At 67.7% G+C, this 13,673-nt stretch carries 11 protein-coding genes; 4 read left to right on the top strand and 7 right to left on the bottom strand.

Features of this window, described 5'->3' with window-relative positions:
• Positions 1-37 precede the first annotated feature (37 nt).
• On the top strand, positions 38-346 hold the full coding sequence (locus NF4_RS18090) for a hypothetical protein (RefSeq protein ID WP_063128495.1): 309 nt from the start codon (positions 38-40) through the stop codon (positions 344-346).
• A gap of 65 nt (positions 347-411) precedes the next feature.
• Here the strand turns inward: NF4_RS18090 and NF4_RS18085 are convergent, their stop codons facing one another.
• Positions 412-2,193 carry a thiamine pyrophosphate-requiring protein gene (locus tag NF4_RS18085; RefSeq protein WP_063128494.1) on the bottom strand — a complete coding sequence of 594 codons (1,782 nt, stop codon included), beginning with the start codon at positions 2,191-2,193 and terminating at the stop codon, positions 412-414.
• A gap of 218 nt (positions 2,194-2,411) precedes the next feature.
• A complete protein-coding gene (locus NF4_RS18080) occupies positions 2,412-2,783 on the bottom strand; it encodes a YybH family protein (RefSeq protein WP_063128493.1) in 372 nt (123 codons plus the stop codon).
• A 773-nt stretch (positions 2,784-3,556) separates the two neighbouring features.
• Here NF4_RS18080 and NF4_RS18075 point away from each other — a divergent pair.
• Positions 3,557-4,261, top strand: coding sequence for a hypothetical protein (locus tag NF4_RS18075; protein WP_063128492.1), 705 nt, complete (start codon positions 3,557-3,559; stop codon positions 4,259-4,261).
• Positions 4,262-4,480: 219 nt separating this feature from the next.
• Here the strand turns inward: NF4_RS18075 and NF4_RS18070 are convergent, their stop codons facing one another.
• From NF4_RS18070 to NF4_RS18060, 3 genes are all read right to left on the bottom strand, one after another.
• Positions 4,481-4,975, bottom strand: coding sequence for an SRPBCC family protein (locus NF4_RS18070; RefSeq protein ID WP_063128491.1), 495 nt, complete (start codon positions 4,973-4,975; stop codon positions 4,481-4,483).
• Between the two features lie 114 nt (positions 4,976-5,089).
• Positions 5,090-6,307, bottom strand: coding sequence for an RNA polymerase sigma factor (locus tag NF4_RS18065; protein ID WP_063128490.1), 1,218 nt, complete (start codon positions 6,305-6,307; stop codon positions 5,090-5,092).
• The gene (locus NF4_RS18060; RefSeq protein WP_063128649.1) at positions 6,304-6,639 is read right to left on the bottom strand and encodes a YciI family protein; all 336 of its coding nucleotides are present in this window, start codon (positions 6,637-6,639) and stop codon (positions 6,304-6,306) included. Before NF4_RS18060 ends, NF4_RS18065 begins: the two co-directional genes overlap by 4 nt.
• 254 nt (positions 6,640-6,893) lie before the next feature.
• Between NF4_RS18060 and NF4_RS18055 the strand changes: the two genes are divergently transcribed.
• Positions 6,894-7,316, top strand: coding sequence for an SAM-dependent methyltransferase (locus NF4_RS18055; RefSeq protein ID WP_063128648.1), 423 nt, complete (start codon positions 6,894-6,896; stop codon positions 7,314-7,316).
• Between the two features lie 9 nt (positions 7,317-7,325).
• Here the strand turns inward: NF4_RS18055 and ctaD are convergent, their stop codons facing one another.
• Complete coding sequence (gene ctaD / locus NF4_RS18050) at positions 7,326-9,095, bottom strand: aa3-type cytochrome oxidase subunit I (protein ID WP_063128489.1); 1,770 nt, start codon at positions 9,093-9,095, stop codon at positions 7,326-7,328.
• Between the two features lie 286 nt (positions 9,096-9,381).
• Here ctaD and NF4_RS18045 point away from each other — a divergent pair, with 286 nt between their 5' ends.
• Entirely contained in the window at positions 9,382-12,654 is a 3,273-nt protein-coding gene (locus NF4_RS18045; RefSeq protein ID WP_063128488.1) for a protein kinase domain-containing protein, read from the top strand.
• Positions 12,655-12,727: 73 nt separating this feature from the next.
• Here NF4_RS18045 and sigJ read toward each other — a convergent pair whose 3' ends face one another.
• Positions 12,728-13,642 carry an RNA polymerase sigma factor SigJ gene (gene sigJ / locus NF4_RS18040; protein ID WP_232330535.1) on the bottom strand — a complete coding sequence of 305 codons (915 nt, stop codon included), beginning with the start codon at positions 13,640-13,642 and terminating at the stop codon, positions 12,728-12,730.
• Between the last annotated feature and the right edge of the window lie 31 nt (positions 13,643-13,673).

Raw genomic sequence — 13,673 nt, 5'->3', positions numbered from 1 at the left:
GCCTCGTTGCGGGGGAGAATCACCCATCGGCTCGGCGGTGACCACCGAGCAGGTCGGAGTCTTCGACGGCGCGTCGATGAGGGAGGGCATGTGCCGAACGGAGGCCGACGGGCTCGGCGCCACCTGGCGGCTGCTGCGGGATCACGCCATCGCCATCCTCGTCGTCGAGAAGCTCTCCGATGCCTCCCCGGTGGTCTGCTTCACCTCCGGTAGTTATCCGGATCTCGCGCGAGCGCGGGAACTCCATCCGGAGCTGGCCGGGCTCTGGGATGCGATCCGGCACGAATTCTGGAAGCGGCTCATGTCGCCGCTGTCAGCGAGCCCGGGGGCTCACGCCTGGGCGTGACCGCGGCACGGTCGTTGCGGCTCGTATCGGAGGGACCGGCGGACGCCGTCGGCGCTCCTCACCGGTCAGGGCCGGAACTCCTGTGCCTTGGTCTTGGCGCCCTGCACCATCAGATGCCAGGCGTCCGGGTCGCCGCGCAGTACCGAGGCAGCCATCTCCTTCATCTGCTCGTAGCTGGCGTGCGGGGGAATCGGCGGCACCTCCGGATCGCATCGGACGTCGAGTAACACCGGGCCGTCCGCGGCGAGCGCGTAATCCCAGGCGCCGCCGATCGCGTCCGGCTTCTCGACCGCGACCGCCTCGATGCCCATCGCCCGCGCGATCTCGGCATAGGAGACATCGGGAAGGCTCTGCGATTCCTCGAACTTCGGTGCGCCGCCCATGGCGCGCAATTCCCAGGTGACCTGGTTGAGGTCGTTGTTGTGGAAGACGCAGACGATCAGCCGGCGATCCTGCCACAGATGCTGATAGCGGGCGACGGTCATGAGCTCGGCGAGCCCGTTCATCTGCATGGCGCCGTCGCCGACCAGGGCGATCGCGGGGCGGTCGGGATGGGCGAACTTCGCGCCGATGGCATAGGGGACCCCGGGGCCCATCGTGGCGAGGGTGCCCGACAGCGATCCGCGCATCTGGTCGTGGAAGCGCAGGCAGCGGGCGTACCAGTTGGTGGAGGATCCGGAATCCGCGGTCACGATGGCGTTGCCGGGGATCCGCTCGGACAGCTCCCACACCACCCGCATCGGATTGATCGGATGGGCGTCGAGCATGCTCTGCCGCTCGATGGTGGTCCACCAGCGATCCACGTTCTGTTCGATGCCCTCGCGCCAGGAGCGGTCCTCTTTGCGGTGCAGCAGCGGGATGAGGTGGCGCAGGGTGGTCCGCGCGTCGCCGACCAGATTGGCCTCGGTGGGGTAGCGCATACCGATCATCGCGCCGTCGAGGTCGATCTGTACCGCCCGCGCCTGATCGAGATCGGGCAGGAACTGGGTATAGGGAAAATTCGAGCCCACGATCAGCAGGGTGTCGCAGTCACGCATCAGCTCGTAGCTGGGCCGGGTGCCCAGCAACCCGATCGATCCGGTGACGAAGGGGAGGTCATCGGGTAGGACATCCTTGCCCAGGAGCGCCTTGGCGATCCCCGCGCCGGTCAGGTCGGCGACCTCGAGCACCTCCGCCGCGGCCGCCCGGGCGCCCTGGCCGACCAGGATGGCGACCCTCGACCCGGCATTGAGCACGTCGGCGGCGCGCCGGATCTCCTCGTCGGCCGGATCGGAGCTCGTCGCCGGTGCCGCCGGCGGGCTGGACGGTACTTGTTTGAACTCGTGCCGCGGTGGCTCGTAGGGCTCCTCCTGGAGATCCGCCGGGATGATGACCGCGGTGGGGGAGCGGCGGGCGATGGCGGTGCGGAAGGCCCGGTCGAGGGCATTCGGCAGCTGGCTGGAGACGTTCACCTCGACCAGATAGTCCGCGGCGACGTCCTTGTACAGCGACTGCAGGTCGACCTCCTGCTGATAGCTGCCGCCCATCGCGCTCCGCGCGGTCTGACCCACCACTGCCACGACCGGGACGTGATCGAGTTTGGCGTCGTAGAGCCCGTTGAGCAGGTGGATCGCACCGGGGCCCGAGGTCGCGGTACAGACGCCCACCTTGCCGCTGAACTTGGCATATCCGGTCGCCTGGAACGCCGCCATCTCCTCGTGCCGGGCCTGGACGAACCGCGGTGAATTGCCGGCGCGGCCGAACGCGGCCACCAACCCGTTGATACCGTCGCCGGGGTAACCGAATACCTGCTCGACTCCCCATTCGCGGAGGCGCCGCAGGACATAGTCGGAGACTTGCTGGGCCATGGCTTCTCCTCGCTGACTCGCGGAGCGGTTGTCGGCCGTCGTGCTACCCGCTGCGGTCGAAGCCAATCCTCGGTACGCCGGATGGACGATTCCGGCGACCCGGTGCGGCGGTCGCCGGGTACTCGGCCGGGGTGCCGCGCACCGATCTTCGCAGGACATTGCGGCCGGTTCGAGCACGCCTGGCCCACCGCATGAGATCCCGAAACGTCAGCTCCACCTCATCTGTCGGAATCGTCGACAAGAATCCGCCAGGCCCCGTCATCATGACGACGGAGCACGAGGGTCGCCACCCCCTCGAAGGAGCTGTTGCCATCGATCCGACCGTTACGAAGACGGGTGGACCACACATTGGTAACCAGCGCTACATCGCCTACCTGAACGATCTTCGCAGCCCGCGCCGATATCTCCGGCCGGAGCGCGAGCCGCTGCTCATACAGTGCCAGCAGCTCCGCGCGCCCGCGCACAAGGGCGCCATCGGGTAGTACGAAACAGCCCTGCTCGTCGAAATACTCGACGACGCCGCTCGGATCGCCGGCGTTGATCGCGGCGGTGATGAGAGGCAGGAGTTCTTCCGGTGTTCGTGCCATCATCTCGATCGTTCCTCCCTTGCCGTCCGAACGAATCCCCGGGCATCGGCCGAGCGATCCAGCACCGTGCCATTACCGCGCGCACTCGAGTTCGTAGCCCGACGACAGTGTCGGCCGCGGGAATCGACCGATCCTGCGGGCCCTCGCCACTGTATTCGTTTGCCATGCCTGCTCATATCCGAGCAGCCGAGGCCGATGCGAGATCCTGGCCGGGTCAACTGGTTTCGGCCTACCGTGGGATATGGGGTTGGCAGACTGGATCCTGTTCGCGTTGGCGGGGCTCGCCCTCGTGATCTATATCGGCTAAGACCGGAGCAATAGCCGGGGATTCCGCGAGAGACTTCGCGCCGAAGAGGGGCGTAAGAGGCGAAGGGACGTATGGGGCGCAGGCGGAGACGGCTCAGGTGGCGGTGCACACGGAAGTAATGGCGGAGTCGGCTGCGGGGGAGGTGGCAGCTCGTGATCCGCCACGGCAATGTGACCGGACCGATCGGGCGGCCGGTCGGGCGATGCAGAGTCGGCGCGTTCCGGAATCCGGTAGAGGACTGCGGCAGTGGATGCCGACCGTCGGAAGGCGCAGGGGTCTCTCTCTGCGGAAACGACGGTTGCGTCCGGACCGTGGGTCGTCGCGGACCCCTGTGTGCGGGCGCCGAGGACGTGCGGTGCGGGCGCACGCGGGCCCTGGGATTCATTGCGCGAAGGTGGATCCCGTTCCTGCGTCGGCGTGGAGCCCGTACGCTGGTCCGGCAAACATGGGTCAGTGTGGGAGGAATGCGTTGGGTCGCAGAGAGTCGCGGGAAGAACGAGATGTTTCGCCGGAGAACCGCGAAGCCGTCCGCAACAACATCAAGGAGGAACTCGGCATCCCGCGCACCTTCGAGGGCGTCACACCGGACGAGGTCGCGGCGTGGCTGTCCCGGGTCGAGAACATGATGGAGACCGTTCCCCGGCAGAATCGGCAACCGTTCGAGATCACCGACAGCAACGGCGTGACCGATGTGGTCGGCGAGGGTTACATGCTGCGCCGGCTCGCCGATATCCGCAAGGAACTCCAAGCCGGGTTGAGGAATACCACCGCGCGACGTGAGCTCGACCAGATCCAGCAGGTGGCCGAATCCGCGATCCACGACCCGGTGGCGAGGCAGATGGTCGCGGCTCAGATCCAGCGGGCACAGGACGTGGTGGCGGTATCCTCGGCGACCGAGGACGCGCGGGACGCTGCATTGGAGACCGAATTGCAGAATGTGGTCCGAGACCTGAACGAGCGCCGCTCACGGATGCGGTGGTCGCTGTTCCAGCGTGAGCCCATCGCCGTACTCATCGGCGCGGTCCTGCTGGTCGGGTTCAGTCTGGTGATGGTGGTCGCGATGTTCACCGATACGAAGGTCCCGGAGATCGTGATGAACATGATCCTGCTGATCCTCGGCTTCTTCTTCGGTCAGTCGGCCGCGAACGGGCGGAGCGGCCGGGGGGAGAGTTGATCCGGGCCCGGGCGGGCCGTGCCCATTCGTCGCACGAGCGACCACTTGCCGAGAGGCGCTTGCCGGACGCCGGCCGTCCGACCGCAACGCCGCCAGGCCTCCACCCGGCGGCGTTCCCGCGTTGCCGTCGGCGCGGCATCGCCTCCCGCGCGGACCACGCAGGAGTCGATACCCGGCCCACCCTGCGACCCGCGCCGGAAGCAGCCCGCCGACGGTGGTTCAGGAGTTGTAATCCGGGATGGGATCGCCGGTGCCGGTGGTGATCAGCCGCGGCAGGCTCTCGGTGATGTAGAAGGTCCAGCCGCGCGAGCACGCCTCGAAGCACTCGGATCCCGCGGCGGTAAGGCCCTCGTGCGTGAAGTGCAGTGTCGTGCCTTCCGCGGTCGCGGTGAGGTCGAAGACGACCGTGGTACCGGTCCACTCGGCCCGGTCGTCGACGAAGGTGAGGTCGGAATCCACGACCTGCCAGACCACCCGCGCGCCCGGCACCACCTCGGTGAGCCGGAACCGGGCGAAGCGGATGCCCGGCTTCCCCGCGGCCGTTTCACCCGCGTATTTGCTGTCGTCGGTGAAGACGAATTCGTCGTGCACGGTGGTGGTCGCGCCGATGATGTTCTCGCTCCACCATCCGCGGACATCGGTGACGGCCGCGAAGACCTCGTCGGGGGTCCGGCCCACGGACATGGTGGCGGTCAGGTACTCGGTGTTCGTCATGGTCTTACCTCTCTCCATCGGGTGGTTTCATCCCACCGACGAAGCAGACCTCGCGAAATCGACAACCGACGCGAAAAAACAACCGAGAATTCTGCCGAGGAGCCGGAGCGCCGGTCAGAGGGCGCGTAGGCGCCCGGTCAGGTAGCGGCGCTCGGCATCCGTCGGCGCCAGTTCCAGCGCCGCCGCGTAGGCCGCGGCGGCCTCGGCGGCCCGGCCGTCCCGGCGCAGCAGATCGGCTCGGGTTGCGGGCAGCAGGTAGTAGCCCTCCAGTCGGCCGGACCCGGCGAGCTCATCGACGAGCGCGAGACCGGCGGGGATGCCGTCGGCCAGCGCGACCGCCACCGCGTAGTTGAGGTCGACCACGGGCGAGGGCGCCAGTCGCGCGAGCTCCCGGTAGAGTGCCGCGATCTGGGGCCAGTCCGTGGCCGCCGAGTCGGGCGCGGTGGCGTGGCAGGCCGCGATCGCGGCCTGCACCTGATACGGCCCGGGACGCCGCGCGGCCAGCGCCTCGTCCAGTGTCCGGACCCCCTCGGCGATCAGCGCGCGATCCCACCGGGAGCGGTCCTGGTCTTCCAGGGGGACCAGCACACCGCCCTCGGTGCGGTACTCGCGGCGGGCCTCGAGCAGCAGCATCAGTGCCAGCAGGCCCCGCGCCTCGGGCTCTTCGGGCAACAACCGGACCAGCACCCGAGCGAGGTGGATACCCTCGGTCGTCAGTCCGCGCCCCCCGTCCGCGTCGCCGTACCCCTCGTTGAAGATCAGATAGAGAACCGCCGCGACCGCGGACAACCGTTCCGGCAGCTGCTCCGCCGGGGGCACCCGATACGGGATACCGGCCTCGACGATCTTGCGTTTGGCGCGCACCAGGCGCTGCGCCATCGTGGACTCGGCGGTCAGGAAGGCCTTGGCGATCTCGGCGGTGCTCAGGCCCGCCAGGGTGCGTAAGGTGAGCGCGACCCGGGCCGGGAACGGCAGCGCCGGATGGCAGCACGTGAATATCAGCCGCAGCCGCTCATCGGGAATCCCCTCCGGCGTCGGCTCGACAGGTTCTCGGGCCAGCCGCGCGAGCTGCCGCATCTTTGCGCTCGCGGCCGTGTCGCGGCGCAGCCGGTCGGTCGCGCGATTGCGCGCCGTCGTGGTGAGCCAGGCCCCCGGTCGCTCGGGCACGCCGTCGCGGGGCCAGGTGGACAACGCGGCGGCGAACGCCTCTTGCGCGCAGTCCTCGGCCAGATCCCAATCGCCCGTGGCTCCGATCAAGGTCGCGACCACCTGGCCCCACTCGTCGCGATAGGCCCGGTCCACCGCGGCCCGCACCGCGGGTGGCGCGGTCATTCCCACACGGGGCGGACCTCGATCGACCCGTGCAGAGCGTAGGGATGACGCGCCGCGAGTTCGATCGCCTCGTCCAGGTCCGCACATTCGATGATGTCGATGCCGCCGATGAAGTCCTTGGTCTCCGCGAACGGACCGTCGGATACCAGCGTTTCCCCGCCCCGGACCCGAACCGTCGTCGCGTCCGCCACCGGACGCAACCGCGCCCCACCCCGGCGGGCACCCCGGCGTTCCAATTCCGCCGCGTACGCCCGATGGGCCGGATCCGCCGCGAGCTCCGCCGGGCTCGGCGACGACGTCTCGTCGTCACAGATCAGCAAGACGTACTTCATGCCCTCAATATGCACGACCACCTGGGCCTGCGCCACCGGGAAGCGGCATCCGTACGCGGACGTAGGCGTCTGTACGGGCGCCCGCGCGGTCGCATCTCCCGGGTGCGGCCGCTCACGAGGTGGGCGGTTCCCGGCCACGACGGTGGCGAGGTCGGGTGGGGCGAAGCTTCTCCTTCGCCCGCAGCTCGTTCGGCTCGATGTCGGTGGCCGGTGGGACACTGGCGGCCAATTCGAGCCCGGAAGTGAGGGACGGTATGAGCGGACTTTCGGCGCGGCTGGCGGCCGTGGTGGAGGCATTGCCGTTGCGGCCGGGCATCCGGGTGCTGGAGATCGGCGGAGCGCCCGGCGCCGCCGCCCGAGAGGTGGCGCGGCGGGTCGGTGCCGGGCATGTGCTCGTCGTCGACCGATCCGCCACGGGTGTCGAGGCGATCCGTCGCACGGCCGCGACGGAGATCGCGGCCGGTGTGCTGAGCGTGCGGTGTACGAGTATCGAGGAGTTCACGCTGCTGCCCGGCGAGGAGCCGTTCGACCTGGCGTTCGCCGTGCGGGTGGGGGCGCTGGACGGGCGCTACCCGGCGGCGGGCGCGGTCGCGGTGGAGCGGATCGCGGCGGCGCTGACCCCACAGGGGCAACTGTTCGTCGACGGGGGAGACCCGTTGCGCGAGATCCCGATATGAAAGGCGAGGTCAGCGAGCTGGGCCGTCGGAGGCGGCGCCACCGACGGTAGGGCTGGGGGGTTGGGACAGTTCCGCCCCGGCGCCGTGGCTGCTGCGGCCGACATGAGACTCTCGGCGGATGCGTTCGGCCATGTGCGGGTAGTGCAGTTCGAAAGCCGGGCGTTCGCTGCGGATCTTGGGCAGTTCGTAGAAGTTGTGCCGCGGCGGCGGGCAGCTGGTGGCCCATTCCAAGGAGTTGCCGTACCCCCACGGGTCGTCCACGGTGACCACCTCGCCGTAGCGGTAGCTCTTGAAGACGTTCCACACGAACGTGATCATCGAGACGCCGAGCACGAACGAGCCGATGGTGGACACAGTGTGCAGGGCGGTGAAGCCGTCGTCGGCCTGGTAGTCGGCGTAGCGCCGGGGCATGCCCTCGGCGCCGAGCCAGTGCTGGACCAGGAAGGTGGTGTGGAAGCCGAGGAAGGTGGTCCAGAAGTGGAGGCGGCCGAGACGCTCGTCCATGAGCCGGCCGGTCATCTTGGGGAACCAGAAGTAGATACCGGCGAACGTCGCGAACACGATGGTGCCGAAGAGTACGTAGTGGAAGTGCGCCACCACGAAATAGCTGTCGTGCACGTGCCAGTCCAGGGGCGGGCTGGCCAGGATGACACCGGACAGCCCGCCGAACAGGAAGGTGACGAGGAATCCCACCGAGAACAGCATCGGTGTTTCGAAGGTGAGTTGTCCCTTCCACATGGTGCCGATCCAGTTGAAGAATTTCACGCCGGTCGGGATGGCGATGAGGAAGGTCATGAACGAGAAGAATGGGAGCAGTACCGCGCCGGTGGCGTACATGTGGTGTGCCCATACCGCCATCGACAGGCCGCCGATGCCGAGGGTCGCGAAAACCAGCGCGGTGTAGCCGAAAATGGGTTTGCGGCTGAAGACCGGGAAGATCTCGGAGACGATGCCGAAGAACGGCAACGCGATGATGTAGACCTCCGGGTGGCCGAAGAACCAGAACAGGTGCTGCCACAGCAGGACGCCGCCGACACCGGGATCGTAGATATGACCGCCCAGGTGCCGGTCGTAGGCGAGCGCCATCAGCGCCGCGGTGAGGATCGGGAACGCCAGGAGCACCAGAATGCTGGTCACCACGATATTCCAGGTGAAGATCGGCATCCGGAACATCGTCATCCCCGGGGCCCGGAGGCATACCACGGTAGTGAGCATATTGACCGCGCCGAGGATTGTCCCCAGCCCGGATACGGCCAGGCCCATGATCCACAGATCGGCGCCGACGCCCGGTGAGTGCAGGATATCGGTGAGCGGCGAATATGCCGTCCAGCCGAAATCGGCGGCGCCGCCCGGAGTGACGAATCCAGCGGTCGCCATGGTGGCACCGAACAGATACAGCCAATAGCTCAGGGCATTGAGGCGGGGAAACGCCACATCCGGCGCCCCGATCTGTAGCGGCAGGACCGCATTGGCGAAACCGAACACGACCGGCGTGGCATAGAACAGCAGCATGATCGTGCCGTGCATGGTGAACAGCTGGTTGTACTGTTCCGGCGACAGGAACTGCAGCCCGGGGCGGGCCAGCTCCCCGCGCAGCAGCAATGCCATCAACCCGCCGATCAGGAAGAAGGCCGTCGCCGAGGCCAGATACATGATGCCCAGCAGTTTCGGGTCGGTCGTGGTCACCAGCTTCCGGATGGCCGAACCCTTGGGGCCCACCCGTGCCGGAAACGGGCGGGTGGGGGTGAGCTCTGCGGGTCGGGACGGTGTCACTGCCATGCGCTCTCCTTCATCCGAGCCACCGCTTGCGTTCGAACCACTGGTGCCCGCGCCGATACCCACGCCGCGTCCGGCTAAACCCTGCCCGAACGGCCTGGAAAAGTCGGGCAGCGACACCCGGGAAAGAGGTGAGGGAGGTGTGTGCGAGTAAGCGCCGAGCGCTTTTTTCCGCATATCGAACCGGTCAGCGGGGGACTTCTCCGGCCGGGGATATAGTGGAGCGGGCAAGAGGTGAGCCCATGGTTTCTTTCGCTTCGCACAACGTTGCCCCGGGGCGATTTCACCGATGAGCGGTGATGACCTACTCCGCACGCAGCGCGAGACGATATCGTTTCGCGCCGAATTGAGCGCGGCCGGTTACCTGGATGCTGTGGAAATCGGCCGGGGTGGATTCGGGGTGGTGTATCGCTGCCGGCAGCCGGAGCTGGACCGGACCGTTGCGGTGAAAGTTTTCACCGCCGGATTGGACGAGGACAATCGGGCCCGATTTCTGCGGGAGCAGCGGGCGATGGGCCGCTCGACCGGGCACCCGAATATCGTGACCGTGCTGGAGGTGGGCACACTCTCCGGTGGTTGCCCCTATCTGGTGATGCCCTATCACCCCTCGGGGTCTCTCGATTTGTGGATCCGCCGGCACGGCCCGCTTTCGTCGGAGAATGCGCTGCGGATCGGATCGAAGACCGCAGGCGCGCTCGAGGCGGCTCACCGGCTCGGGATAGTGCATCGGGATGTGAAACCGGGCAATATTCTGCTCACCGATTTCGGCGAGCCGGCATTGATCGATTTCGGTATCGCACATATCGGTGGCGGTTTCGAGACGGCCGCCGGCGCAGTGACCGGCTCTCCCGCGTTCACCGCACCCGAAGTGCTCGAGGGACAGCCGTCGACGCCGGAATCAGATGTCTACGGGCTCGGCGCGACCCTGTTCTGCGCGCTGACCGGGCATGCCGCCTTCGAGCGGCGTAGGGGCGAGAATCTGGTGACACAGTTCCTGCGGATCACCACCCATGACCTGCCTGACCCGCGACAGTGCGGGATCGACGACGAGGTGGCGACGCTGGTGGAAACGGCGATGAGGCGGGATCGCCGCGAACGCCCCTCTGCCGCGGAGTTCGGCGAAGCCGTCCGGCGGGTACAGCGGCGCCGCGGGAGTCCGACGGGCGAACTGGCCCTGCTGACCCATCCCGGGCCCGAACGCTCGCTGTCGAGGAGTTCGGCAGAAGGTGGGCGGCAGGCGGAGCCGGTCGGCGAGAGTACCGGTGGCAATCTGCCACTGGAGCTGACCGGGCTCGTCGATCGGCGCGCCGAGTTGACCGAGGTCAAGAAGCAGCTGTCGAGGTCGCGTTCGGTTACCCTCGTCGGTACCGGTGGCGTGGGCAAAACGCGGTTGGCGCTGAAGGCCGCGTCGCAGGTTCAGCGCGATTTCGCCGACGGGGTATGGCTGATCGATCTGACGCCCGTGTCCGATGCCGGGCTACTGGTCGACACCGTAGCGGCAACGCTCGGGGTACGGGACGACTCGACGAGGCCGTTGCTCGAGACCCTGATGCACTACCTGTGGCCCCGCGAAGCGCTGCTCGTCCTGGACAACTGCGAGCAGATCATCGAGGCGGTCGCCGAGCTGACCGAGGCGCTGCTGGCCTCGTGCCCGGGTGTACGGACCATCATCACCAGCCGCGAGCCGTTGAAGATCGCCGGCGAAGTTATCCAGCGGGTGGTGCCGTTGACAGTTCCGGATCCCGATCATCGACCATCGCTGAAAGGGCTGCCCCGCTTCGACGGGGTGACGTTGTTCGTCGAGCGTGCCGCGGCGGTGGTACCGGGATTCGAGCTGACCGAGGACAATATGGTCGCGGTGACCAGGATCTGTGCCAGGTTGGACGGAGTGCCGCTGGCGATCGAGCTTGCCGCCGCACGCCTGCGCACGCTGTCGCCGGACCAGATCCTGGCCCGGCTGACGGACCGATACGAGCTGCTCACCGGTTCTTTCCGCACCGCGCCGACCCGGCAGCAATCGATGAAGCTGTGCCTGGACTGGAGCTATGACCTGTGTTCGCAGGCCGAACAGCGGGCATGGGCCCGCTTGTCGGTGTTCGCCGGTAGCTGCGGACTGGATGCGGTCGAGCAGGTGTGCGGTGTCGACTCGGCACCTGCCGAAATCGTCGATGCGCTTTCCGGCCTGGTGGACAAGTCGATACTGCTCCGGGAGGAGTCGGGTTCCGTCGTGCGGTTCCGGATGCTGGAGACCCTGCGCGACTACGGTCGATCCAAGCTGCGGGAATCCGGCGAGTACCAGGAGCTGCGCCGACGGCACCGCGCCTGGTACAGGCGGCTGGCGCTGGACGCGGAGGCCGGATGGATCGGCCGTGCGCAGCCCGGCTGGATCGCCCGGCTCGAGCGCGAGCACCCCAATCTGCGCGAGGCCCTCGAATCCGCGCTGTCCGAGGACACCGAAGAAGCAGCGGAAGCAGGCCTGCAGATGGCCGCCGCGCTGTGGGAGTTCTGGGTGTTCCGCGGCTTCTACGGTGAAGGACGGTCCTGGATCGAACGGGTTCTCGCCCACCCCGGTGCTATATCGATCCCCGACCGGGTGAAGACACTGCGCGTCGCCATCGACATGGCGGCGGCGCAGGGCGATTTCCGGTCCGCGGCGACCCTGCTCCAGGAGGGCCGGGTGCTGGCCGAACGCGACCCGACGCCGATGTTGCAGGCGCAGATGAACCACGCGGCGGCGGGCTTGGCCCTGCTCAGTGGCGACCCCTCGCGTGCCGAACCGCTCCTGGAGGCCGCCATCGACGTCTACCGGTCGAACCTCACCGGCCATCTCCACATTCATGCCTTGACTCTGCTGGGCATGACGTACGAAATGCGCGGCGAGACGGAGAAAGCGATCGAGCACCAGCAGCGGCTGATCGCTATCACCGAGGGGTGCGGAGGAATACTGTATCGCGCGCTGGCCATGCGAGGCCTGGGCGTCGCCGAGTGGCGCCGCGGCAACGTCGACCGTGCGCAGGAGCTGATCGAGGACGCTTTGCGCGTCGACCGCCCGCTCAACAGCCACATGGTGGTGACCTTCTGCCTCGAAGCGTTGTCATGGATCGCCTGCCACCGCCGGGAGACGGAGCGGGCCGCGGTGCTCATGGGAGCCGCTCGCCACCTCTGGCCGGCCGGAGGCAGCCGCGGCCGCGTCTTCGATACGCTGTCGCACTTCCACGAGGAGTGCGAGCAGTCGGCGCGAAAAACTCTCGGCGACGACAAGTTCGATGCGGCATTCGAGCGGGGCCGCACGATGAGCGTTTCCGCGGCGCTGGCATACGCACTGCGCGAACAATCCACCGGCGCGACCGCCGACCCCGACCGGACGGCCCGGTTGACCAAACGGGAGCGGCAGGTCGCCGCACTGGTCGCCCGGGGCCTGAGCAACCGGCAGATCGCCACCGAACTCGTTGTCTCACCACGCACTGCCCAGGGGCACGTCGAGAACATCCTCACCAAGCTGGGGTTCACCTCCCGCGCCCAGATCGCCGCGTGGATGGTGGACGAAACCGGCCGGGGCTGATCGCCGCGCCGCCTCGTTCCGAGCCGGGTGGGTCCGGACCGGGCAATCGGGTTTCCTCGGTGGTGCGAGGGTTTCAGTCCGCTGCCTGGATACCGCGCAGCTTTTCCGGATTGACCTGGAAGCGGATGTTCTCGATGCGGCCGTCGCGAATGTCGTAGGTGAAGGCGCCGATGCGGAAGTCGCCGAGTGTGCCGACGATGCTCAGCTCGCCGTTGACGACCACGGGTTCGAGCCGGACGCCGGCGGAGTCCGGTTTGGCCAGGACACCCAGTAGCCAGCGCGCGACATGGTCGGGTCCGTGCAGCGGGCGGCGGGCCGCGGTGACGATGCCACCGCCGTCGTTCCACAGCGTCACTTCCGGTGCGAGCAATTCCATGAGCGCGTTGAGGTCGCCGCCATGACAGGCTGCCATGAACTTCTCGGTGATCTGTTTGCGTGCCGCATCGTCCGCGTCGAATCGGGGACGGCGGGCATGCACATGCGAACGGGCGCGGTGCAGGATCTGGCGGACGGTGGCCTCGGGGCGGTCGAGGAAGCCGCCGATGTCGGCGTAGGAGTAGCCGAAGACCTCACGCAGGACGAATACGGCGCGCTCGACGGGATTGAGTGTTTCGAGGACGACCAGCATCGCCGTCGACACGGTATCGGCCATTTCGCTCTCCTCGGCGGCGGTCGGTGCGGTGATAACCGGTTCGGGGATCCAGGGACCGATATAGGTTTCGCGGGCGGCCCGGGCGGAGGTGAGGTGGTTCAGCGCGAGATTGGTCACCGTGCGCACCAGGTAGGCCTTCGGATGAGCCACCGACGCCTGATCCACCGCACGCCATTTCAACCAGGTGTCCTGCAGGATGTCCTCCGTATCGGCGACACTGCCCAGGAGGTGGTAAGCGGTACCGAAGAGCAGCCGACGGTGTTCGACGAACGGGTCGATCGGCTCGCCGGGCAGCTCGGGCTCGGGGAGCGGCTGGTGGGTATCGCGCTCTGGCACGGTGCTGTCCTATCGGTCAGAGGTTCGTATT

Source organism: Nocardia fusca NBRC 14340 (genome assembly GCF_001618425.1).
Classification (GTDB): Bacteria; Actinomycetota; Actinomycetes; order Mycobacteriales; family Mycobacteriaceae; genus Nocardia; species Nocardia fusca.
The sequence above is the reverse complement of the archived record's forward strand: the minus strand, read 5'-3'. Positions and strand labels throughout refer to the sequence as shown.

Coding starts and splice junctions, on each gene's coding strand:
- NF4_RS18060 (WP_063128649.1), bottom strand. CDS start 6,639: ATGAAGTACGTCTTGCTGATCTGTGACGACGAGACGTCGTCGCCGAGC.
- NF4_RS18055 (WP_063128648.1), top strand. CDS start 6,894: ATGAGCGGACTTTCGGCGCGGCTGGCGGCCGTGGTGGAGGCATTGCCG.
- NF4_RS18080 (WP_063128493.1), bottom strand. CDS start 2,783: ATGATGGCACGAACACCGGAAGAACTCCTGCCTCTCATCACCGCCGCG.
- NF4_RS18045 (WP_063128488.1), top strand. CDS start 9,382: ATGAGCGGTGATGACCTACTCCGCACGCAGCGCGAGACGATATCGTTT.
- NF4_RS18065 (WP_063128490.1), bottom strand. CDS start 6,307: ATGACCGCGCCACCCGCGGTGCGGGCCGCGGTGGACCGGGCCTATCGC.
- NF4_RS18070 (WP_063128491.1), bottom strand. CDS start 4,975: ATGACGAACACCGAGTACCTGACCGCCACCATGTCCGTGGGCCGGACC.
- ctaD (WP_063128489.1), bottom strand. CDS start 9,095: ATGGCAGTGACACCGTCCCGACCCGCAGAGCTCACCCCCACCCGCCCG.
- NF4_RS18085 (WP_063128494.1), bottom strand. CDS start 2,193: ATGGCCCAGCAAGTCTCCGACTATGTCCTGCGGCGCCTCCGCGAATGG.